Origin of the sequence: Methylobacterium sp. GC_Met_3 (genome assembly GCF_026540775.1) — a bacterium.
GTDB lineage: Bacteria > Pseudomonadota > Alphaproteobacteria > Rhizobiales > Beijerinckiaceae > Methylobacterium.
The window spans coordinates 196,224-218,775 of record NZ_JALNUL010000004.1 but is presented as its reverse complement, the minus strand read 5'-3'; the positions used below and the strand labels follow the sequence as shown (position 1 = coordinate 218,775).

At 71.7% G+C, this 22,552-nt stretch carries 19 protein-coding genes and 1 tRNA gene; 16 read left to right on the top strand and 4 right to left on the bottom strand.

Annotated elements, in window-relative coordinates; all coding sequences use genetic code 11:
- The first annotated feature begins 194 nt into the window (after window positions 1-194).
- From OXS27_RS08300 to OXS27_RS08265, 8 genes are all read left to right on the top strand, one after another.
- Window positions 195-875: a DNA-binding protein gene (locus OXS27_RS08300; RefSeq protein WP_267355447.1), complete on the top strand. Its 681-nt coding sequence runs from the start codon at window positions 195-197 to the stop codon at window positions 873-875.
- A gap of 128 nt (window positions 876-1,003) precedes the next feature.
- Window positions 1,004-1,303: a hypothetical protein gene (locus OXS27_RS08295; protein ID WP_267355517.1), complete on the top strand. Its 300-nt coding sequence runs from the start codon at window positions 1,004-1,006 to the stop codon at window positions 1,301-1,303.
- A 79-nt stretch (window positions 1,304-1,382) separates the two neighbouring features.
- Window positions 1,383-3,134, top strand: coding sequence for an ABC transporter ATP-binding protein (locus tag OXS27_RS08290; RefSeq protein WP_267355446.1), 1,752 nt, complete (start codon window positions 1,383-1,385; stop codon window positions 3,132-3,134).
- Between the two features lie 65 nt (window positions 3,135-3,199).
- Window positions 3,200-4,075 carry an aldose 1-epimerase family protein gene (locus OXS27_RS08285; RefSeq protein WP_267355445.1) on the top strand — a complete coding sequence of 292 codons (876 nt, stop codon included), beginning with the start codon at window positions 3,200-3,202 and terminating at the stop codon, window positions 4,073-4,075.
- Between the two features lie 15 nt (window positions 4,076-4,090).
- Window positions 4,091-7,132, top strand: a complete 3,042-nt coding sequence (locus tag OXS27_RS32645; RefSeq protein ID WP_346732999.1) for a uroporphyrinogen-III synthase — start codon at window positions 4,091-4,093, stop codon at window positions 7,130-7,132.
- Between the two features lie 125 nt (window positions 7,133-7,257).
- Window positions 7,258-8,808, top strand: a complete 1,551-nt coding sequence (locus OXS27_RS08275; RefSeq protein ID WP_267355444.1) for a heme biosynthesis HemY N-terminal domain-containing protein — start codon at window positions 7,258-7,260, stop codon at window positions 8,806-8,808.
- Window positions 8,809-9,043: 235 nt separating this feature from the next.
- Window positions 9,044-9,478 carry an NUDIX hydrolase gene (locus tag OXS27_RS08270; RefSeq protein ID WP_243927178.1) on the top strand — a complete coding sequence of 145 codons (435 nt, stop codon included), beginning with the start codon at window positions 9,044-9,046 and terminating at the stop codon, window positions 9,476-9,478.
- A 95-nt stretch (window positions 9,479-9,573) separates the two neighbouring features.
- Window positions 9,574-9,648 (top strand) — tRNA-Thr (locus OXS27_RS08265).
- A 116-nt stretch (window positions 9,649-9,764) separates the two neighbouring features.
- On the opposite strand, the gene OXS27_RS08260 is transcribed toward OXS27_RS08265, so the two are convergent.
- The gene (locus tag OXS27_RS08260) at window positions 9,765-10,409 is read right to left on the bottom strand and encodes a hypothetical protein (RefSeq protein WP_243927176.1); all 645 of its coding nucleotides are present in this window, start codon (window positions 10,407-10,409) and stop codon (window positions 9,765-9,767) included.
- Between the two features lie 4 nt (window positions 10,410-10,413).
- Window positions 10,414-11,142 (bottom strand): hypothetical protein, encoded by a 729-nt coding sequence (locus OXS27_RS08255; RefSeq protein WP_243927174.1) that lies wholly within the window; start codon window positions 11,140-11,142, stop codon window positions 10,414-10,416.
- Here OXS27_RS08255 and OXS27_RS08250 point away from each other — a divergent pair.
- Complete coding sequence (locus tag OXS27_RS08250) at window positions 11,141-12,124, top strand: hypothetical protein (RefSeq protein WP_267355443.1); 984 nt, start codon at window positions 11,141-11,143, stop codon at window positions 12,122-12,124. The genes OXS27_RS08255 and OXS27_RS08250 overlap by 2 nt on opposite strands.
- Here OXS27_RS08250 and OXS27_RS08245 read toward each other — a convergent pair.
- Window positions 12,112-13,305, bottom strand: coding sequence for a glycosyltransferase family 4 protein (locus OXS27_RS08245; RefSeq protein ID WP_243927171.1), 1,194 nt, complete (start codon window positions 13,303-13,305; stop codon window positions 12,112-12,114). The genes OXS27_RS08250 and OXS27_RS08245 overlap by 13 nt on opposite strands.
- Complete coding sequence (locus OXS27_RS08240) at window positions 13,305-14,345, bottom strand: glycosyltransferase family 4 protein (RefSeq protein WP_267355442.1); 1,041 nt, start codon at window positions 14,343-14,345, stop codon at window positions 13,305-13,307. The genes OXS27_RS08245 and OXS27_RS08240 overlap by 1 nt, the downstream gene beginning before the upstream one ends.
- Before the next feature lie 93 nt (window positions 14,346-14,438).
- On the opposite strand from OXS27_RS08240, the gene OXS27_RS08235 reads away from it, so the two are divergent.
- From OXS27_RS08235 to OXS27_RS08205, 7 genes are all read left to right on the top strand, one after another.
- Window positions 14,439-16,490 carry an HAD-IIB family hydrolase gene (locus tag OXS27_RS08235; protein WP_267355441.1) on the top strand — a complete coding sequence of 684 codons (2,052 nt, stop codon included), beginning with the start codon at window positions 14,439-14,441 and terminating at the stop codon, window positions 16,488-16,490.
- Window positions 16,480-17,388 carry a galactosyltransferase-related protein gene (locus tag OXS27_RS08230; protein ID WP_267355440.1) on the top strand — a complete coding sequence of 303 codons (909 nt, stop codon included), beginning with the start codon at window positions 16,480-16,482 and terminating at the stop codon, window positions 17,386-17,388. Before OXS27_RS08235 ends, OXS27_RS08230 begins: the two co-directional genes overlap by 11 nt.
- 17 nt (window positions 17,389-17,405) lie before the next feature.
- A complete protein-coding gene (locus OXS27_RS08225; protein WP_243927163.1) occupies window positions 17,406-18,569 on the top strand; it encodes a glycosyltransferase in 1,164 nt (387 codons plus the stop codon).
- Window positions 18,570-18,610: 41 nt separating this feature from the next.
- Window positions 18,611-19,534: a galactosyltransferase-related protein gene (locus tag OXS27_RS08220; protein ID WP_243927162.1), complete on the top strand. Its 924-nt coding sequence runs from the start codon at window positions 18,611-18,613 to the stop codon at window positions 19,532-19,534.
- Window positions 19,531-20,601: a glycosyltransferase gene (locus tag OXS27_RS08215; protein WP_267355439.1), complete on the top strand. Its 1,071-nt coding sequence runs from the start codon at window positions 19,531-19,533 to the stop codon at window positions 20,599-20,601. The genes OXS27_RS08220 and OXS27_RS08215 overlap by 4 nt, the downstream gene beginning before the upstream one ends.
- Window positions 20,602-20,645: 44 nt before the next feature.
- Window positions 20,646-21,314: a class I SAM-dependent methyltransferase gene (locus OXS27_RS08210; RefSeq protein WP_243927158.1), complete on the top strand. Its 669-nt coding sequence runs from the start codon at window positions 20,646-20,648 to the stop codon at window positions 21,312-21,314.
- A 167-nt stretch (window positions 21,315-21,481) separates the two neighbouring features.
- Window positions 21,482-22,396 (top strand): manganese catalase family protein, encoded by a 915-nt coding sequence (locus tag OXS27_RS08205; protein WP_243927157.1) that lies wholly within the window; start codon window positions 21,482-21,484, stop codon window positions 22,394-22,396.
- Window positions 22,397-22,552: the final 156 nt, after the last annotated feature.

Genomic DNA, 22,552 nt, shown 5'->3' with positions numbered 1-22,552 from the left:
TGCAGATTACAGGTCAGCTTGCGAGGCCAAGCCCTTGATGCCGTATGTGCTTCGGCTCCGCTTGTGCGTCGGATCCCATTACGGATCCGGGTTTAACCGGGGCTGAACCGCCCGGTTCAGTCCGGATTGCCGGGGGGGCCTTAGGAAGGGGCATCGGATCGCACGGATCCGGAGCTCTTTCGAAAGACCACATCATGACCGACGACAAGACCATCGACGGCACCGCGCGGGAGATCCGCGAGCCGGCAACCCCGGCGCGCCGGGCGATCCCACGGCGGACCTGGGTGGTGGGCGCCCTGGCAGCCCCGTTGGTGATGGGGGCCATAGGCCTGTCCCTGGCGCAGGGGACGACCTTCCAGCCGACGCCGGTCGAGCCGGTGGCGATCCAGGCGCTGGCCCCCTCCGGCGCGACCGCCATCAAGGGTACGGTGGCCGAGATCTTCGGCAACAAGTTGGTAGTTCAGGACGGGACCGGCCGGGCGCTGGTGGAGACAGGCCGCGAGGGCGAGGACGGCAAGCTCGTCGCCAGGGGCGAGGCCGTCACGGTGCAGGGCCGGTTCGAGACGGGCTTCCTGCACGCCAGCGTGCTCACGCACGGGGACGGGCGCAAGGTCGTGCTCGGGCCGGCCGGTGGGCCGCCGATGGGGAGCCTCGACTGGGCCAAGGACCGGATCGGCCTCGGGCCGACGCTCGACCTCCCGGCCCTGACGGCCTCCGTGCAGGCGGCCGGCTACAGCGACGTGCGCGTCACCGGCCGCGGACCACGCCACCTCGACGTCGCCGCCAAGGACCAGGACGGGCGCGAGCATCAGCTTCACGTCGGCTTCGACGGGCAGGTCCAGGAGCGGCCGGCGCGCGAGCGGCCCCCGGTGTGATCCCGCGCCGGGGCGGGATGGCATGCAACTCTTCCCGCCCTGCCGCGTCCTCCTGTCTCTGGAGCCAGTAGGAGATACGCATCGTGGAGCCGATGAAACCGATGAAGCCCATGGAACCCATGAAGGGCATGGAACCCATGAAGGGCATGGAACCCATGAAGCCGATGGAGCCGATGAAGGGCATGGAGCCCTGGTGGCCGAAGGATCTCGGCGAGCCCGCGACCAGCGGCGCACAGAACGGGATGAAATACGCGTTCTTCCCCGACAAGCACCGCCTGCTGATCGAACGCGACGGGCAGGTCTCGACCTACGACAGCGGTGACCACCGGATCGGTGGCGTGTCGCAGGCGGATGGGTCGTCGAAGTCGCTAACCTTCTCCAGCCAGAACGGCGACGTGGATCTCGGCTCGCTCAAGAAGCTCGACTGAGCCCGGCGTGGACAGGCCGGGGCGGCGCCCTTAAGCCCGGCCCGGCCATGCGAGCCGCCCGACCCAGACCCCAGACGCCATGCGCGCGCTGATCGACCTCGTCCGCGCCATGCGGGCGCCCGACCGGCGGCGCCTCGCCCTCATTGCGCTGGGCCTCGCGGTGGCGGCGCTACTGGAGGTGGTGGGCGTCGCTGCGGTGATCCCGTTCCTAACGCTGGTGGGCGACCCTTCCGCGGCGACCCGCATCCCCTATCTGGTCCAGACACGAGCCTTCCTCGGTCTCGCCGACGAGCGCAGCTTCCTGTTGGTCACCGGTGGCGCGGCGCTGGTGGCGATCCTCGTCACAGCCCTGGTCAATGCCGGGCTGACCTACGCTCAGCTCCGGTTCACGCATCTGGCCGGCTACGGCTTCAGCCGGCGCCTGCTGTTCCGCTACCTCGACCGGGAGCGCCTGTTCTTCACGCAGGCCAACAGCGCCGAACTCGCCAAGAACGTGCTGTCCGAGACCGACCGGCTGGTGGTCGGTGCTCTGACGCCCGCCACCGTGCTGGCCTCGCGGGCGAGTTCGGCGCTCGCGGTGATCGCCTTCCTGTTGGTCTACGCGCCGCAACTCGCGCTGATTCTCGGGGGCGGCTTCGGCGGGCTCTATGTCGGGATCTACGTTGTGATGCGCGCCCGCCTCGCCCGGCTCGGCGCCCGCACGGTCGCCGACAACGAGGCCCGCTTCCGGATCGTGCAGGAGACCTTCGGGGCGCACACCGAGCTGAAGCTCTACGGCCGGGCGGAAGCCTTCGCGGCCCGGTTCGACGCCCCGGCGCGCGCCTACGCGGTCGCCACCGCGGCGAGCCAGCTCACCGGGCAGATGCCGCGCTTCGTCATCGAGGCGTTCGCCTTCGGCGGCGTGATCGTAGTGGTGCTGTTCGCCCTCGCCCAGGGGCTCGACGTCGCCGGCATCCTGCCGCTGCTGGGACTGTTCGCCTTCGCAGGCTACCGGATGCTGCCGGCCTTCCAGAACATCTTCACCTCGGTGGCGCTGATGCGCTTCACCCTGCCGGCGGTGCGGGTGATCGTCGACGAACTCGCGCAGGAGCGAGCCACCCTGCCCCGCACCACGGATCGCCTGCCGTTCACGCAGGCGATCCGCCTGGAGGGCGTCGGCTTCGATTACGGCACCGGCCGCCCAGCGCTGGCTGGGATCGATCTCACGGTTCCGGTCAACACGACGATCGGCCTCGCCGGGCGGACCGGATCGGGCAAGTCGACCCTCGCCGGCCTGATCCTCGGCGTGCTGAGCCCCGGCGCCGGGCGGATCACGGTGGACGGCCGCACCCTCGATCCCGCCACGCTCCCTGCGTGGCAGAACCGTATCGGCTACGTGCCGCAGGACGTATTCCTGGTTGACGGAACCGTCGCCGAGAACATCGCGCTCGGCGTCGATGCGCCGGACCGCGCCGCCGTCGAGCGGGCGGCCCGGCTCGCGGGCGCCCACGACTTCATCGCCGCCCTGCCCCATAGCTATGACGCGCGGGTCGGCGAGCGCGGGGCGCGGCTCTCGGGCGGCCAGCGCCAGCGTCTCGGTATCGCCCGGGCGCTCTATCACGACCCCGACGTGATCGTGTTCGACGAGGCGACCTCAGCCCTCGACGAGGAGACGCAGGGCGCGGTGATGCGGGCGCTGCGGGCGCTCTCGGGCCGGCGGACGCTGATCCTGATCGCCCATCGACTCTCGACCTTGGAGGGGGCGGATGCGGTCCACGTGCTGGAGGCTGGGCGACTGGTCGCCTCCGGGCCGCCCGAGGCGGTGCTGCCGGGCCTCGGCACGGCGGCGTGACGAGGCCCCTTGCGTCCCGGCCCACCTCCGTTACCTCGGCTCCAAAGCCTGACCGGGAGACCACCGTGAGCACGCGCATCGAGCTGACAGCAGCGGACGGCACCACGGCCACGCTCACCACCTACGGCGCCGAGCCGGTTTCCTGGCAGGTCGGCGGGACCGAGTACCTCTGGAGCGGCGATCCGGCCCATTGGAACCGCCATGCCCCGTGGCTCTTCCCGGTGGTCGGTGCCTCGGCGGGCGGGCAGGTGAAGGTCGGGTCCGAAAGCTACCCGATGGGCCAGCACGGCTTCGCCCGGGATCTGCCCTTCACGGTGGTGGAGCAAAGCGTCGATTCGGTGACCCTGCGCCTGACCGATGGGCCCGAGACTCGGGCGCATTATCCCTTCGCGTTCCGGCTCGACATCACCGCCCGGGTGCGGCCGGCGGGACTCGACTTCGACGTGACCATCGCCAATCCCGGCAACGCGCCCCTGCCCTACGCGCTCGGCTTCCACCCGGCCTTCCCGTGGCCCTTCGCGGGTGGGGCGCGGGCGAAGGATGGCGGTTACGCGGTTGACTTCGACCATCCGGAGCGGCCGTTCGCCCCCCAGGTCGGCCCCGGCGGCCTGCTGCTGCGCGCGGAGCAGCCGATTCCCCTCTCCGGCGAAACGCTACCCCTCGATCCGGCGATCTTCACCGAGGCCTTCGTGTTTCGGAACGCCCGCAGCGGCACGATGCGCTTCACCGGGCCGGATAAGGCGATCCGCATGGAGATGGCGGATTTCCCGCATCTCGCGGTCTGGACCAAGCCTACGGCGCCGTTCCTCTCCCTCGAATGCTGGACCGGCTACGCCGATTGGGCCGATTTTTCCGGTGACCTGACCGAGCGGGATTCACAGCGCCTCCTGCCACCCGGGGCGGAGGCGCGCCACGGCGTCCGCCTGACCCTGGACGTGTGAGGGTTGCGCGTCTGGGTGGCACGGCCGGAACCGGGCGCGTCGCGGACCGGCGCGGCTCTGGCGGCGCGCGGCCACGCGCCGCTCGTGGCCCCAGTCCTGGCGGTGCGGCCGACCGGGGAACGACCGCCCGACGGCCCGTTCGACGCGCTTCTGCTCACCAGTGCCAACGCGATGCCGGCCCTGCGGAACGCCGCCTCGCTGCGGGGACTGCCGGTCTTCGCGGTCGGCGCGCGCACGGCCGCGCTGGCGGCGGAGGCCGGATTCGGGTCGGTGCACGCGGGGCCCGGCGATGCCGCCGGCCTTGCCGCCCTGGCGCGCCGGATCCTGCCGCCCGGCGCGCACCTCCTCCACGCGGCCGGGGCCGAGCGGAAGCCGGAGCCTGCGGCGACGCTTGCGGCGGCCGGGTTCCGGGTCGCGATTTTCGTGGCCTACGCGGCGGAGGCGCTACCGGCCCTGCCCGATTCGATCGACCGCGCATTCGCCGACGGAAACCTGGACGCCGTCCTGCATTACTCCCGGCGCAGCGCCGCAATCGCCCACGCGTTGGCGGAAGACGCCGGCCACGGCGGAGCTTTCCGCCGCCTGAGGCATTACTGCCTGTCGGCGGACGTTGCCGCACCCCTGGAAGCGGCGGGTGTTCCGGTCCATTTCGTCGCGGCGTGTCCGCGGGAAACGGACATGCTGGACGCTCTCGCGCTGCTGCCCGGCTTGGCGTGCGGTGACAGGGAGGCCGGGCCGCCGTATCTCGCCCTCGCGCCTAGGGCCGGGGCGGTGCTAGGGGGGCGCGGCGACGCCGAAGAGTTGGAGGACTTGCCCGTGACGCCACCACCCAGCGACGCCGACAAGCCCGGATCCGGCGGCCGCAGACCGGATCCTGCGCCCGCCAAGCCCGGGCCGACCAATCCGTCCGGCGTCGAGACCCGGCCCGGCGCGTCCGCGACCGGCGCGACCGGCGGCGCGAAGCCGGGCCAGTCGGGGCCGGGCGCGAGCCAGCCCCAGCCTGCCGGTGTGATGCCGAGGCCGGCGACCGAGCCGGTCGTCGCCGCCAAGCCTGGAACGAGCGACGCGAAGCCCGAGGCTGGCAAGTCGGCCTCGGCTGTGGACGGCGCCAAGCCATCCACTGGTCCAGCCGCACAGCCGAGCGCCGTTAAGCCCGATATCGTGAAGACCCCCGATGCCGTGAAGACTGAAGCGACCGGGATGACCCCGCCCAAGGACACATCCGGCAAGCCCGAGACCAATCCGTCGAGCACGGCGAAGTCGGGATTCACCCCGGCGCCGGACGCCGCCAAGTTGGCCGCTGCATCGGCTTCCGCGACCGCCTCGACCGCGTCGGCTACGGGCGCAACCAGTGCCGCGTCCAACAAGCCGGCGACTGAGCCGCCGAAGCCCAGCCAGCCGGGCGCGGGTCAGCAGACGGGTTCCGGGCCGCAGGCCGGATCCCGTCCGGGCGGAGCACCCACGGGCGCTGCCGGCACGGTGAGCGCCGGTACGGTCACGGCCGGTCCGATCCTCGACATGAAGGCCAAGCGCGTCCCCGATCCGCCTGCCCCCAGCAAGGGGACGGGTCCTCAGGTGAACGCGGGTGGCAAGGAGCCGCCGAAGGATGCCCCGAAGGAGTCCGTGAAGGGCCCGATCCCGGGTGTCTCCGCCAGCACGGCGGCCGCTGCTCCGGCGGCCCGGGGCCGGGCCGGGTTCGGCTCGCTGGCGACAGCCGGCTTGCTCGGCGGCGTGATCGGCGCGGGGCTCCTGTTCGGCGCCGAGACGGCCGGGCTTGGACCAGATCCGCGTCTCAACGCCCTCGATCAGAAGCTTACCGGGCAGATCGCCGCCCTCGGCACGCGTCTGGACGGGCTCGCGCCCCGGGATGCCGTGGCCGCCCTCGACAAGCGGATCGCCACTGCCGAATCGACGGCCAAGCAGGCCCTCGACAAGGCGGGAAGCGCTCCTGCGCCGGCTGTTTCCGCTCCGGATGGCTCCGCCTCCGGTCCGGCCCCGGCGGTGCCGGCCGATCTGGCGGCGCGCCTCGACAGTCTCGATCAGCGCGTGGCCGCGCTTCAAGAGGAGCCGGGCCGCGACCAGCCGGCGGATTCCAAGCTCGGCGCGGTCCAGGATAACGGCAAGCAATTTGCCGATCTCGATGCCCGTTTGAGGGCGCTTGAGTCGAATGGGGCTGACGCGGACGCCTCCAAGAAACTCGCCGCGCTGCAGGGCGAGGTCGAGCAGAAGACCAAGGCGAATGCCGACGCGGATGCCGCCCTCGGCCAGCGACTCGACGCGCTCCAGCAGACCCTCGAAGGCCGGGTGAAGGCCGCCACCGAGGCGGTTCAGGCGGCCACACAAGCGAGCCGTACCGCCGCCGAGGCGGGGCAGACCCAAGCCGCGGAAGCCACGAAGGCGGTCGACCGCCGGCTTCAGGAGCAGGCCGACAAGATCGCCGCGCTGGACAAGAGCGTGGCGCAGCGGGCCCAGACCGCCACCGTCCAGGCGGCCCTGCGTGTGGTCGTCGCTGACCGGGTCGCCTCGGCGCTGGAATCCGGATCGGCCTACGCCGAGCCGCTGGCCAGCCTGCGCAAACTCGATCCCGCGACCGACGCGCAGGCCAAGGCGCTCGCCCCCTTCGCGGAAACCGGTGCGCCCACGGCTTCCCAGCTGGCGGACGCGTTCCGGCCGGTCGCCGAGCGGATCGCCGCCAAGCGGCGGGCGCAGCAGTCCAAGACGGCCGCCGAGAGCGGCGACTTCCGCACCAAGCTCCTGAGCATGGCCGATGGCCTCGTTCAGGTGCGCAAGGCCGATGCGCCGGCCCCGGAGGCCGCCGATCAGCCGGAGGCGAAGGTCCAGGCAGCCCTCGATCGCGGCGACCTCACCGCGGCCGCCACGGCCTTTGCGGCGCTGCCGGCCGAGGCACGGGACGAGGCCGGCGACTTCGGCGCCAAGCTCAAGGCGCGGGCCGAGGCCGAACAGGCCGCGCGGACGCTGATCGGAAACGCCTTCCAGGCGCTGCCGACCGGTGAAGGCTCCGGCACGCCCGCTTCCACCCCCGCGCCCGGCCGCTAGGATTGTGACGGTTTCAAGCCGCGCGTCGCGCGGCCGCAACTCCTCCGGGCGGGCGTGCAGGCGCCCCGCCCCTCCCGCACTGAGCGACCGTCGCCGCGCGGCCGTCGATAGGAGACACTGACCCCATGTGGCGCGCCCTCGCCTTCCTGGCCCTGCTCGCACTCGCCGCCTTCGGGGCGGTCTGGATCGCCGACAGGCCCGGCACCGTCACCGTCGTGTGGAACGGCTACCAGATCGGCACCAGCCTGGCGGTGGCCCTCGTCGGGGTGATCGCCGCGGCCATCGTCCTGGGCCTGTTCTGGGCGGTCGTGCGCGGCGTGATCGGCCTGCCCGAGGCCCTGGTCCGCGGCTCCGCCGAGCGGCGCCGGACCAAGGGCCTCTCCGCCCTGTCCCGCGGCATGGTGGCGGTTGGCTCGGGTGATCCGCTGGCCGCCCGCCGGTACGCTGGAGACGCCGAGCGCCTGCTGGGCACCGAGCCGCTGACCCTCCTGCTCAAGGCGCAGGCGGCTCAGATCTCCGGCGACCGGGACGCCGCCGAGAGCGCCTTCCAGCGCATGGTCGACGACCCCGAGACCCGGGTCCTGGGTCTGCGCGGCCTGTTCGTGGAGGCCCGTCGCCGGGAGGACGAGACGTCCGCCCGTGCCTACGCCACCGAGGCCGCCCGCCTCGCCCCGAGCGTCACCTGGGCCAACGAGGCCTTGCTGGAGGCCCAGAGCGTCGACGGCGATTGGGGCGCGGCCCTGGAGACCATCGAGCGCCGCTCTTCGCTCGGTCTGATCGACAAGGCGACCGCAAGGCGTCAGCGCGCCGTCCTGCTGACCGCGATCGCGGGCGAGCGCGAGGCCGGCGAGCCGGAGGTCGCCACCGAGCGCGCCCTCCAGGCCGTCAAGCTGGCCCCGGACCTCGTCCCGGCCGCCTGCATCGCCGGCCGGCTGCTGGCCCGCCGCGGCGACTTCAAGAAGGCGGCCCGCATCGTCGAGGCAGCCTGGAAGGCCAACCCTCATCCCGACCTCGCCAAGGTCTATCTCGGCCTGCGCACCGGCGACTCGGTCCGTGACCGCCTCGCCCGCGCCGAAGTTCTGGCGAAGCTGTCGGTCTGGGATCCCGAGTCGCGGCTTGCCCTCGGTCAGGCCGCCCTGGACGCGCGCGATTACAAGCGGGCGCGAGAGGCCGTGAAGCCGCTCCTCACCGACCGTCCGACCGCGCGGTCCTGCCTGATGATGGCCGCGATCGAGGAGGCCGAGCACGGCATCAATTCCGGCCAAGCCCGCGAATGGTTGGCCCGCGCCGCCCGCGCCCCGCGCGACCGCATCTGGATCGCCGACGGAATCGCTTCCGAGACCTGGGCGCCGGTCTCGCCGGTCAGCGGCCGCCTGGATGCGTTCACGTGGCAGGAGCCGCCGAACACCCTGGCCTCCCCCGCCGTGGTCGATCCGGAAGCGGAGCGCACCGATGCGCCCGCGCCCGTCCTCGTCCCGGCCGCTTCAAGCAATGCCAGTTCTGCCCCGTCGGCGCCGAGCGTGACGAAATCGGACGTCGTCGTGGCGCGCGGCATCGCTCCGGCACCCGGAACGGAGCCCAAGGAGACCGGGCCGGACCCGGTCTCGGCCGGGATGACAGCGGCCGCGCTGCCGGCCTCCAAGGTCGGCGAGCGCGCGGTGCTCAAGATCGGCTGATCGCGTCCGGGCGGGGTCGGCGAGAGGCAAAATTGGTGGTGCAAGTCTTGTATCGGGGCTTGCAGCCCGAGTGTCTCGCGCGCAAGCGTCTGTACTCGGACGCCAAGACTGTCATGCCGTGGTGGTGCGCCGCTTCCGACCCCGGGGACCCGATCATCCGCCTTCTCATGCCCGCCTCGGACACGCCGTCGGCTCGGTCGATCCCGAACCCCATCCAGCACACCGGGGGGCGGCCGTGACGTTTCTGGAGGATGATGGCGAGCCGCGGCGGCAGGTCGGTGCGCTTCCGTTCCGGTTCGGGCGGGACGGTAACCCGAAGGTCCTACTTGTGACGTCGCGGGAGAGCCGGCGGTGGGTGATCCCGAAGGGTTGGCCGATGAAGGGGCGCAAGCCGTTCGAGGCTGCAGCCCGCGAGGCCTACGAGGAGGCCGGGCTGCGCGGAGCGATCGGCAAGCGGCCGATCGGTCACTATCTCTACCAGAAGCGCCTGAAGAACCTCGACGCCGTCCAGTGTCAGGTGAAGGTCTTCCCGCTCAAGGTTCGCAAGCAGCTCAAGCACTTCCCCGAGGAGAATCAGCGCGACCTGCGCTGGTTCACGCCCGCGGAGGCCGCCGAGGCGGTCGCTGAACCGGGGCTCGCCGCTCTGATCCGCGCGGCCTGCCGCTGGTAAAACCTCCGGATGCGGCGTTGCCAACGCGGCGGCGATCCGTTATGGCCCCACTCGACCGGATGGACACGCCCCCCACGGGGGCGCCCCGGACACCGGCTGCGGTAGCTCAGTGGTAGAGCACTTCATTGGTAATGAAGAGGTCGAGAGTTCAATCCTCTCTCGCAGCACCATTTTCACCCATCATCTTCGACGTTTGACGGCATAGGCTTCATCGGAGTCTGAAGCTCGAAGTGTCACGTCTGCATCGCCGCTCCGGCGTTTGGCGCGGGCTGCGTCCCGAGACTGATCAAAGTCCGGCCCAGGCCGCGTGAACGGGACCGGTCGCCGTATCTGGCTTCGATGCGCCGATGAAGATCACCACCGGGCCGTGGGCGGCGCGACGGGGATCGTAGAAGTCCAGCAGGCCCGGGTTGATCTGCTGTAGGAATTCCGGGGACCGGCCGCTCCGGCGTAGCAGGTGGTCGATCACCACCTGATCGCCGTGCACGGCGTTCGGCACCGGGCCGCAGGAGCCCGGACTCATCCAGCGCTCCGGATCGGCCGCGAAGGTCGTGTAGAGGTCGGCGAGTTCGTCGCCGGACCAGCGCAGCAGCGCGCTGGAGAGGCGGCCCGCGTGGAAATAATCCTCCATGGCGGCAAGGCCCGGCTCGGCCAGGGCATCGGCCGGCCCGGTAAGGACGGTGTCGAGATCGCACAGGAGCGTCGGGCCGGTGCTGACACCGGGGCGGAACGCCTCCATCTTGGCCCACCAGATCGGCCAGTCGTGACGAAGCGGCGCCGTCTCCACGCCCGGGACGGTCACGGGCTGGTCCGTGAGGCAGAGCATGCGATCGAAGGCCGGAGCGTGGCGGCGCATCCCGGCCGCGAGACGGGCGACCCAGGTCGCGTCGTAGCGCCCGCCGCTCTTCAGCACCATGATCAGCGTGGCCATGATGTCAGCGTTCCTGCGGAGATGGTGGGTGCACGCGGATGCGTCCGGCTGCCTCGGCCTCGGCGAACCACGCGCGCTCGGCGGCCCAGGGATGGCCGGGCCAGCCGGCGAATCCGAACCCGTAGGCCTGCGCCGGCTGCGCGTGCGCGGAGCGGCCGAGCAGCAGCGCCAGCGTCACGAGGAAGCCGGTGCTCGGGTTCGGCGTCCCCGATGTCCAGGGCGCGAGCTCGGCCTGCGCCTGCGCGTGCAGGGCCTCGGGCAGCAGGTGGATCGGGCGGCCCAGCGGCTGCAGCAGCGTCAGCATCTCCCGGGTCCAGCAGATCGGTTCCGGCACGTTGTGTGCCACCGGCAGGATCGGGAAGGGCAGGATGAAGGCCTGCGCCGCGCGCACGACGGGACGCTCCAGGAAGCCCCGATCGGCCAGCCATTCCCGCGTCTGACCGCCGCGATTGACCAAAGCGAGGTGCGTGACGCGGCACCCGGTCCCGCCGCCGAAGCCCGCGGCATTGTTGAACCGCACCACGCAATCCGCCGCATCGATCGCCGGTCCGGCCGCGCCGATCCCGGGCGCGTTGCCGACGATCGCGAGGGATCCACTGGCGGGCAGGCCGGGAACAAGGGGGTCGACGTCGGGGGGCACGTGCGGCAGGGGTTTGACGCGGAACAGCGGAGGTAAGGCGCCGGGCCGGCGCAGCCAGCCCTCCGCCGAGCGAGCCTGTCGGGGTGGAACCATGCGCCGCTGTTTCGTCTGCGCGGCCGACATGCTCGGGCCGAGCGACCGGCATCTGATCTATCCGGGCGGGCAGCGCCGAACCTTCTCGCTGGCCTGCGGATCCTGCGGGGTCCTGCTCGCGGCCGGGGCCGATCCAGAGGCGTGCCGGATGCATCTCGCCCGCAGCTTGTCCGAACCCCTCTTCGTATCCGACCCGGCGGCGGCCTACGGGCTCGACCTCTACACCCTGCGCAGCGCCGCGACCGGGCGGCGCCTCGGCACCCGTCCGCTCGACGAGGCCGGCCGCACGGAACTCCGGCACCCCCATGGCACCCGGGCCGCCCGGGCGGCGCTGTTCGCGCTCGAACCGTCCGGCGGATGCCCGGTCTCGCTGGGCCTGCTCTGCCGCCCGGCGGATCGGGACGAGGTGCTGGCGGCATTGCCGGTTCACGGCGGCTGGGCGGACGATGTCGCGATCCTGATCGACGGGCCGGCGATGGCCGCAGTGCCGATGCCGGTCGCCGGCTTCGCCGAGGGGGCGGTGCGCGTGGCCGCCCGGCCCCTGGACGGGGATTTCGCCGCGCAGCGCAACGCGCTCCAGGGCCTCGCCCGTCACGGCTGGATACTGCAGCTCGATGCCGACGAAGTGCTCAGCCCGGAAGCCGGCCGCCTGCTGCCCGCCCTGGCGGCCATCGCCGAGGCGCAGGGCGTGGCCTCGATCGGCCTCGCACGGGCCAACCGGGTCGACGGCGTGCTGTCGGACGTCTTTCCGGATGTTCAATACCGGCTGAACCGCACAGGCCTGCGTTACGCGGGCCGCGTCCACGAGCGGCCGGTCCTCGACGGCGGATGGCCGGAGAGCTTCATCGCCCTGCACGGGCTGATCGAGCACCGTCTGAGTGGCGCCCATGTCCGGGCGCGGTCGCGGCGCTACGAGGACCTGGATCCCGGTCGCGGACGCCCGGAGGAGGAGATCGCGCTGCTGCGCCCCTATGCGGACTGACGCACCCGCGCCGCCGCGATTGCCCGTTCGTAGAGCGCCAGAGTCTCGCGCCCGAGGCTTGCCCGATCGAAGCGGCCCGCCGCCGCGAGGGCGCGAGCGCGGTAGGCACGGCGCAGGTCCGGATCTGTGAGCAGCGGGCGCAGGGCCTCGGCCAAGGCCGGCCCGGTGGCGGTCGAGGCCAGGGGGCCGGCGCCGGGAGCGCCCACGAAGGCGCGGGCGCTCGCATCCTCCGCACAGGCGACGACCGGGCGGCCATACGCCAGGGCCTCCTGATAGACGAGGCCGAAGCTCTCGTAGCGGGAGGGGGCGAGCACCGCATGGGAAGCGGCGTAGGCCGCCGACAAGGCCTGCCCGTCGATCCGGCCGCGGGCGCGGACGTGCCGGCGTGCCGCCTCTGGCAGATCGGCCGGGAGATCGTCCGGCGGCACGCCGACGAGGTCGAGCACGAAGGGCGGCAAGTCCCCCCGCGCCTGCTCCGTGCCGAGGAGCGCGACGGCGGCGAGGAGCGCGTCGAAACCCTTGCGCGCCTCCGCCCGCCCGACGAAGAGCAGGCGCAGGGGCTCCGCCGTCTCCGGGTACGGGGCGCCACGGACGGCCGCCGCGACCTCGGGCGGAAGGCTGAGGCCGATCACCGCGGCGGGCTGCCGGCCGGCGAGCCCGTAGGCCCGGGCGACCACGTCGCCGTGCGCGGCGGTGTTGGCGATAAGCCCGGCGCTCCCCCGGACCTGCCGGCGTTCCAGGCGGTCGGCGGTCCATCCGTCGAGGCGATTCCTCACGGAGCCGGCCGGATCGCGGGTGAAGGCGGCCGGTGTCGAACTGCGCGTCACCAGCGGCAGACCCCGATGGCCGGCGAGCAAAGCGGCCGGTGCGTACCAGTTCGTGGCTTCGATCACGTCGAACGGTGCCGCGGCGTGGGCGGCGCGCACGGCGTGCCGGAACGCGAGCGGCGCGGCGAGATGCCCGGCCGAGCCCCAGAGGCGCAGGCGTGCCAGGGGGCTTCCCGGCGGCAGGGCGAGGCCGATGATCGTGACGCCACCGACCCGCGCGTGGCCCGTTCGGTCCAGGGTGAAGACCGTGACCTCCGCCCCCGCTTCGGCAAGGCTCTCGGCGATCTCGCGGGCCGCCGTGGAGAGCCCGCTCGGTGATGGCGGGTAGTCCCAGGCCAGGAGAGCGGTGCGCATCAGGTGGCCAGCAGGCGGTGGTAGAGGGCGAGGTAGTCGCGCGCCATGCGCTCGGCCGTGAAGCGCTCCTCGAATCGGCGGCGGATCCGGGCGCGGTCGAGCTGCCCGATCCGGGCCAAAGCCGCGACCGCCTCGGCCTCGGAGGCGACGATGAAGCCCGTCACTCCGTCCTCGACGATCTCGGGGACCGAGCCGCGGTTCCACGCGACCACGGGGGTCCCGCAGGCCATGGCCTCGATCATCACGAGGCCGAAGGGCTCCGGCCAGTCGATCGGGAACAGGAGTGCCCTGGCACCGCCCAGGAGTTGGCTCTTTTGGGCATCGTCGACGGGCCCGAGATAGGTGGCGTCCGCGCCGAGCAGCGGACGCACCCGGGTCTCGAAATAATCCGGGTTGCCGACATCGACCGTGCCGCCGAGCCGGATCGGCAGACGGGCGGCGCGGGCAACACGGATCGCCACGTCGGGTCGCTTCTGGTCGGTCATGCGGCCCACGAAGGCGGCATGATCGTCCGGCGCGGCGCGGAAACCGTAGCGGTCCCGGTCGATGCCGTGATGGACGATGCCGGCCCGGTTCGCGGCCGGGATGCCGGCCGCTTGCGCCGCCGAGATCGCCGCGACCGGCAGATCCGGAAAGCCCTGGAAGAACAAGGCTCGGTCGAGTTCATCGACCCGCCAGTGGATGGTGGTCAGGCTGCGCCGGCGACGCGCGCCCAGCAGCGCCGCGTGCGCGAATTCGCCGTGGCAATGGACGATGTCGAAATCGTCCAGCCGCAGGCGCAGGGCCTCCAGTTGGAGGGCATCCAGGGCGGCCGGTACCCCGGGCGCGACACGGCCGTATTGGCGCTCCAACGCCGCGAGGCTCGGATATTCACCGACGCGCGGTAAGTCTGTCACACTGTCCGAGGAGCTAAATAATGTTAGTTCGACGCCCAAGCTTCGTAGCGCCGTGCTCAGATCATGCACAACCCGCTCGGTGCCGCCGTGATGGGCTGGGGGGACGGGAAAAATGTTCGGCGCGACCTGGGCGACGCGAAGCACGGCAACCTCTTTACATATGTTAAGCCGGAGCCCGGCAATCGCTTTACATAAGTTAAGTCATCAGGGCTGTCCGAAAACCGCAGCCTGCGCCTGATGTTCGTTCTGCATATCGCCCTGCAGGGCTGCCTGCGCGGCGACGGCGTCGTCTACGGGCTCACCGCCGATACCGGCGGCCATATCCGCTACCTGCTCGATCTGGTCTCTGCCTCCGCGCAGGATCATGACCTTGCGCGGATCGTGGTGGCGACGCGCCTGTTCCGCGGACCCCTCGGTGCCGCCTATGCCGTGCCCGAAGAGCCGATCGCCCACAAGGTCACGCTCGTGCGGCTCGCCAGCGCGTCTGCGGACTATTGCGCCAAGGAAGCGATGCACGCCGAGGTTGCGTGCTTCGCCGAGAATCTCATCGCCTGGATCGCCGCGCAGGAGCGGGCGCCGGATCTCATCCACGCGCATTACGCCGACGCGGCTACGGTGGCGGCCCTCGTGGAGGACCGCCTCGGCATCCCCTTCGTGTTCACGGCTCATTCGCTCGGGCGCGTGAAGGCGCGGATGCTCGACGCATCCCCTGTCCGCCCCGACCTCGCCCACCGAATCGCCGCCGAGGAGGAGGCCCTGGCCCGGGCCCAGCTCGTCATTGCCTCGTCGCGGGACGAGGCCGAGGTGCAATATGCCGGCTATGCCGCCTACGATCCGGGCCGCGTCCGCATCCTGCCCCCGGGCAGCGACCTCGCCCGCTTCGCCACGGCCCGTCCGAACCCCCGGATCGACGCCGCGATCGACCGCTTCCTGGACGATCCGGCCAAGCCGGCCATCCTGGCGCTGACCCGGCCGGTGGCGCGCAAGAACCTCGCGGCTCTGGTGCGGGCCTATGGCGAGAACCGCGCGCTCCAAGCCCGCGCCAACCTCGTGATCGTCGCCGGCACCCGTGAGGATATCGACACCCTCGACGGCGACATGGCCGCCACGATGCGCGACCTCCTGGTGCTGATCGACCGCTACGACCTCTACGGGCGCGTCGCCTATCCGAAGACCCACCGGCCGGAGGACGTTCCAGCGATTTACGCCCATGCCCGGGCGCGGGGCGGCCTGTTCGTCAACCCGGCCCTCAACGAGCCCTTCGGCCTGACGCTGCTGGAGGCCTCGGCCGCAGGCCTGCCGCTGGTCGCCACCGACAGCGGCGGCCCCAACGACATCGTCGAGACGTGTGGCAACGGGCTCCTGGTCGACCCCCGCGCGCCCGAGGCGATCGCCGAGGCCTGCCTGCGGATCCTGGGCGATCCGGCTCTCTACGCCCGCTGCGTGGCCGGCGGCGCCCGGGCGGCGGCTGCCTACGATTGGGACCGGCACGCCGCCCGCTACCACGTGCTGCTGCGTGCGCTGCTGACTCCGGAGCCGCCGGCTCCGGCACCCCGGCAGCTCCTCGTCTGCGATATCGACAACACGCTGGTCGGCTGCGACGCGGCGCTCGGCATCTTCCGCCGGTGGCGGAGCCGGCAGGCGGGGCTCGCCTTCGGCGTCGCGACCGGCCGGTCCTTCCACAGCGCCATGGCGGTGCTGGAGCAGCAGGCGAGTCCCCGACCCCAGGTGATGATCACCTCGGTGGGGTCGGAGATCTACCACCTCGATGCCAACGGCGTGACCTTCACGGCGGACGCCGCATGGCGCCGGACCATCGAGCCGGGCTGGGACCGGCCCGCCGTGCAGGCGGCTCTGGCCGGGCTCGACGGGCTCAGCCCGCAGGGGCCGCTGGAGCAGCGGGCCCTGAAGCTCAGCTATTTCGGCGACCCGGCCGCCGCGCGGCGTGTCCGTGCGTGCCTGGCCGAGGCCGGTCTCGCCGCCCGCGTGATCCACAGCCACGGCCGCTACCTCGACGTGCTGCCGGAATCGGCCTCGAAGGGCACCGCCGTCGACCACGTCCGAACCCTGTACGATCTGCCGGAGCACGCCGTGTTCGTGGCCGGCGATTCCGGCAACGACATCGAGATGCTGGGCGCCCGGGTCCAGGCGATCATCGTGGCGAACTATTCCGACGACCTCGCGAGCCACGCCGCCCTGAAGCACTCCTACGTGGCACGGCGAACCCATGCCCGGGGCATCATCGAGGGGGTCTCGCATTTCCGCCGGATGCTGGCCCATGTCGGCTAAGAAGTCGGCTGAGAAGTCGGCTGATCCCGGGGCAGAGCACAGTCCGAGTGTCCTGACGCTGGTTCGCAACCGGGCCGACCGGCTGCGCAACCTGATGCGCGGGCTTTCCCGCCAGACCCTGCCGCCGCGCGAACTGGTGATCGCCTGGATGCAGCCCGAGCGCGCGCCGGACCTGCCCGATCCGGGCTGCCCGGTCCGGCACCTCCATGTGCCGGGCGAGCCGATGCCGCTCGCCGCCGCACGCAACCGGGCGGCCGAAGCGGCCTCGGCGGATCTCCTCGTCTTCCTCGACGTGGATTGCATCCCGTCATCCGGGCTGGTCGCGGCCTACGCACAGGCCGCCCGGACGGCACGGGGGCTGTTCCTGGGCGAGGTCCTCTACCTGCCGCCCGGCGCGTCCGACGGCGATCCCGATCCGGCGGCCCTCGACCGCCTGGGCCGCGCCCATCCAGCCCGGCCTGGCCTGCCGGAGACGGGTCTGCGGCCGGAACCCGATGCGGGTCAGCTCTGGGGCCTATCCTTCGCGCTGCCGGCCGAGGCGTGGCGCGCGGCCGGCGGCATGGACGAGGCCTTCCTGGGTTACGGCGGCGAGGAGACCGACCTTGCCGCCCGGCTGGCCGCCTCCGGGCTGCCGACCTTCTGGGTCGCGGGCGCCCGCGCCTACCACCAGCACCACCCGGTCCACGTGCCGCCGCTGCAGCACTTCGCGCCGATCCTCGCCAACGCGACGCGATTCCGGGCGCGGCACGGGCGCTGGTGCATGACCTACTGGCTCGACCAGTTCCGCGCGGCCGGGCTGATCGACTGGGACGCCGACGCCCCCGCGATCCGCCTGATCCGCCCGCCCACCCCGACCGAGATCGCCGCCGTCCTGCGGCCCGACGCCCTGTTCTCTTGAGATCGAACCGCCCCCCAATGAAGAAGCCGATCGCGTTCTTCGTCCATCACCAGGGCCGCGGCCACGCCAACCGCACGATGGCGTTGGCCGCCGCCTTCGCCCGCGACCGCCCCGTCTCGGTGCTGACAGCGGATCCGCGCCTGTTCGACGGCTTCACCCGCGACATCGAGATCGTGGCTTTGCCCAACATGATCGGCGCCGCGGTGCCGACCCCGCGCCTCTACGCCGAGCCGACGCCGCAGGTGATGCACTGCGTTCCCCTGGGGCTGCCGGAGATGCGCCGGACCATGCGGACCATCCTCGACCACCTCGACGATCGCAATGTCGGCCTGTTCGTGGTCGACGTCTCGGCGGAGATCGCGCTCCTGTCCCGCATCGCCAGCGTCCCCGCGGTGCAGATCCGCATGCATGGTGACCGCTCCGATATCGGCCATGTCGGCGCCTACGAGGCCTGCGTGGGGATGCTCGCCCCCTTCGACGAGCGCCTGGAGCAGGACGATTACCCGGCGCGCCTGCGTGCCAGGACCTTCTACAGCGGCGGCCTGTGCACGACCGTCGACCGGGTGCCGGAGCGTGCCGAGGCGCGCGCCAAGCTCGGCCTCGACCCCAGCCGGGAGATCATCGTGGCGGTGACCGGCGGCGGCGGCAGCGGTACGCCCTACGCGCCGCTCACGGTCGCGGCCCGGGCCGCGCCGGACGCCCTGTGGCTCACCCTCGGGCCGACCCACCGCGAGGGCCACGAGACCGATTTTTCCAATCTGCGCGAACTCGGCTGGGTGGCCTCGGTGACCGATTACCTCGCCGCCGCCGACATCGTGATCGCCTCGGCGGGCGACAACACGGTCCACGAGGTCGCCCGGGTCAGCGGACGCCTGATCGTGATGCCGGAATGGCGCTACTTCGCCGAGCAGACCCGCAAGGCCGAGGCCCTGGTCCGCCTCGGCGCCGCCGTGCAGGCCCCGATCTGGCCCGGCGATCTCCAGGGCTGGCGCGACCTCCTCGCCCGGGCCCGCACCCTGGACGGGACCGCCCTGCGCGCCCTCTACGCCCCGGATGCGGCCGCCCGGGCCGCCGACTGGCTCGAAGGGCTGACCGACGCGCTCTGGGACCTCGCCCCGGCCGGCGCCGAGCCCGCACCGCACCCCGCCTTCGGACCGCTCCAGGGCGTCGCAGCCGAATGAACACCGCCCCTCCTCCGCCCCCCTCGGAGCCCGAGCGCCGCATGTCTACCGTCTCCGTCGTCACCCTCGCGAAGGGGCGGCCGGCGCACCTGCGCAACGTGCTCCTTGGCCTGGAGCGCCAGACGCAAGCCCCCGCGGCGTTCATCGTCGCGGTGATGCAGGAGACGCCCTACGACCTGCCCGAGGTCGGCTTCCCGGTGCACCAGATCCTCGTGCCGGGCCGTGAATTGCCGCTGGCGGCGGCGCGTAACCGCGGGGTGGCGGCGGCGGACAGCGACGCCGTGGTCTTCCTCGACGTGGACTGCATCCCGGCGCCCGATCTGGTCGCCGACTACGCCCGCGGCCTCGCCGAGCTCGACGGCCTCTTGATGGGCGAGGTGCTGCACCTGCCCGAGCGCGCCACGCTGGGCGCCTGGGACTATGACGGCCTCGACGCCGCGGCGGAACGGCATTCCGACCGCCGCGGGCCCCCGGCCACCGGCCTCGAGATCTGCAACGATTACCGCTGCTTCTGGTCGCTCAGCTTCGCGATCCGGCGGGCCACCTTCCTGGCGACCGGCGGCTTCGACGAGCGCTACACCGGCTACGGCGGCGAGGACACGGATTTCGGCAAGCTGCTGGACAGCCAGGGCATCCCGATCGCCTGGATGAAGGGCGCCCGCGCCTATCACCAGTACCACCCGCACCACATGCCGCCAGTCCATCACCTCGACAGCGTGGTGCGCAACGCCGAATTGTTCGAGGCCAAGTGGGGCTACCGCACCATGGGCCACTGGCTCTACGCCTTCAAGGTGATGGGCCTGATCGACGACACGCCCGACCAGCCGATCCGCATCCTGCGCCGGCCCGACGCCGACGATCTCGCGCTGACCGGACAGCAGGGCCACCAGCCCTACACCAATTCGGCTTCGGTGATCCGCACGATCGCGGCCCGGGCGGGCGAGCCCGCGCCGGTGACGGCGTGAGGATCGCGCTCCTCGCCCATCTCCGTCATCCGATCGCCCCGCCCTTCGCGGGCGGCCTCGAAGCCTACACCTGGAACCTCGCGGACGGCCTCACGGCACGCGGCCACACGGTCGTGCTGTTCGCCTCCGGCGACAGCGACCGGCGCTTCGCCCTGGATCCGGTGATCCCGGTCCATCACGAGCGGAGCTTTTCCGGACTTGAGCACCAGGGCAATGCGGGTCTGAAGGATCATCTCGACGCCGGTTATGCATCCGCCTGCGACCGGATCGCCGCCGGGGGTTTTGACGTACTCCACAACAACAGCCTGAGCCGCCTGCCGCTGGAACCGCGGCGCACCGCCGCCATACCCACCGTCACGTCTCTGCACGTGCCACCTTTCGACGCCCTGCGCTGGTTCGTGCAGGCGAGCCCCGCCGCGGGACACCGGATCACCGCCACGTCGCAGGCGCAACTCGACGCATGGTGGCCGGACGGGGCGCCCCCGGAGGTCTCGGTGCTCCACAACGGCATCGATCCCGCCGCCTGGCCCTACCAGCCGCGCGGGGACGGCAGCGCCGTCTGGTGCGCGCGGATCACACCGGACAAGGGTGCCCATCATGCAATTGCCGCGGCGCGCCGGGCCGGGTTGCCGCTGACCCTGTTCGGCCCGATCGAGGAGCCCGTTTACTGGGATGCGCAGGTCGCGCCGCTGCTCGGCGGCGCGATCCGCTACGGCGGCCGGCTCGGTGGCGCCGCGCTTGCCGCCGAGGTCGGCCGTGCCTCCGTGTTCCTGACCACGCCGTGCTGGGACGAGCCGTTCGGGCTCGCAGCGGTCGAGGCGATGGCCTGCGGCCTTCCGGTCGCAGGCTTCGCCCGGGGCGGCGTCCCGGAAATCGTCGGAGAGGCCGGCTCCCTCGCTGCGCCCGGCGACGCGGCCGACCTCGCCCGTGCCATCGCGGCGGCGCTCGCGATCCCGAGGCCGATCCCGCACGCGCGCGTCCTGCGCCTGTTCACCCGCGCGCTCTGGCTCGACCGCTGCGAGGCGCACTACGCGCAGGCCCAGGCCGGGGCGGCGACCGCACCCTGAAACAATCCGCACCGCCGCGTGCGCTCCAGAGCCCGAGCCCTACCATGACCCGACAGGACCTCATCGCCGCCCTGTGGCACGGCCGCGACCCCTTCGCCGACCCGCCGCCGGATCTGCGGCCGGCCGATCTCCAGGGCTGGCGCAGCATCCATCCCTACTTGGAAGAGGCGGTGATCGATCTCCGCCCCGCCGTCACCGTCGAGATCGGAACCTGGAAGGGGGCGAGCACCCTCTACCTCGCTCGCACCTTGGCCGAGCGCGGCATCGACGGCACGATCGTCGCGGTCGACACGTGGCTCGGGGCCGTCGACCATTGGGCCGATGCGGGCCTCTTCGCGGAACTCCGCACCGAGCACGGCTTTCCGAGCCTCTACCGGACCTTCCTGGCCAACGTCCTGCGCGAAGGCATGGCCGATCGGGTGGTGCCGCTGCCCCTCGACTCCGTGAACGCCGCGGAGCTGATGCGCCTGCGCGGCGTGAGCGCCGACGTGATCCATCTCGATGCCGGCCACGAGGAGGCATCGGTGGCCGCCGACCTGCGGGCGTGGTGGCCGGTCCTGCGACCCGGCGGGCTGTTCATCGCCGACGATTACGACCGGCTCGGCGGCCGCTTCCCGGGTGTGACCCGGGCCGTGGATGCGTTCTGCGCCGAGTTTGGCGTCGCCGGTCCGTGGTCGCAGCGGGGCAAGTGCAAGTTCGTGAAGCCGGAATAGAGCGTAGGTCGCCGGTCATCACCGGCGGCCGAGACCCCTCCGGCCGGCGCCGCCGTGGCGAACAGACCCAGCGTGGCAGAATACGCGGTTGTGGTGCGATCAGGCAGGAACGATCGAGTCCCCAAACAGATGCCCTCATGCGCACCCCGCGCTGTGGAGCCGCCAGCATGTTCATGAAGATCGACCGTCTTCTGACGGAACTGCCCGAGCCGAAGAAGCCCGAACCGAACGCCGCCGCCGCCCTGCAGGAACTGCTCGGTGGCAAGTACGGCGAGATGTCGACCCTCGGGAACTACATGTTCCAGAGCTTTAACTTTCGCAACAAGGAGAAGCTGCGGCCGTTCTACAGCCTGGTGTCGAGCATCTTCGCCGAGGAGATCGGCCACGTCGAACTGGTTTCGACCGGAATCGCCATGCTCAACAACGGCCCGGGCAACCCGAAATCGAATGTCGACATCTCGAAGGCGCCCTTCGAAGAGATGCAGGACATCCGGCTCGCCGGCAGCTTCCTGTCGAACGGCGGCGGCGCCATGCCGATGAATTCCAACGCCGCGTCCTGGAACATGGACATGGTGACGACGACCGGGAACCTGATCATCGACCTGCTGCACAACTTCCACCTGGAGTGCGGCGCGCGCATCCACAAGCTGCGGGTCTACGAGACCATGATCGAGCCGACGGGCCGCGAGACCTGCGCCTACCTGCTCGTGCGCGGCTCGCTGCACGCCCACGCTTATGCCCTGGCGCTGAAGAAGCTCACCGGGGTGCAGATCGAGAAGATGCTGCCGACGCCCAACATCGACCTGTCGCGCATCCCCGAGTGTCAGAAGTACCTCGACGAGGGCAAGCACCGCCGCCTCTACACGTTCAGCGAGTCGGACTACAAGGAGGCGGCTGGCGTGTGGTCGAACGACGAGGTGGCGCTGCCGGGTGACCCGCCGGGGAATCTGGAAGTCGTCGATGGGGCGCCGGAGGGCGGCAAGATCCCGGAACTGGACGGCAATTACGGTGCGTTCGCGCCGGATTACGCCCCGGAGGAGATCTTCGAGATCGCCAGCAAGCTCTACAAAAAGGGGCGCTGAGGGCCCTTCCACCTCGACCCGATCGTGGGCGCCTGCCGTGACGCAGGCGCCCGCGCAGGACCCGCGTTCAGGGTTGGCGCGACCGGGCGGGCTCTGCGCCGGACCTGGGAAGTCCGGACGGTTCAGAACAGGCTGACGAGCGCCACCCCCCGCGAA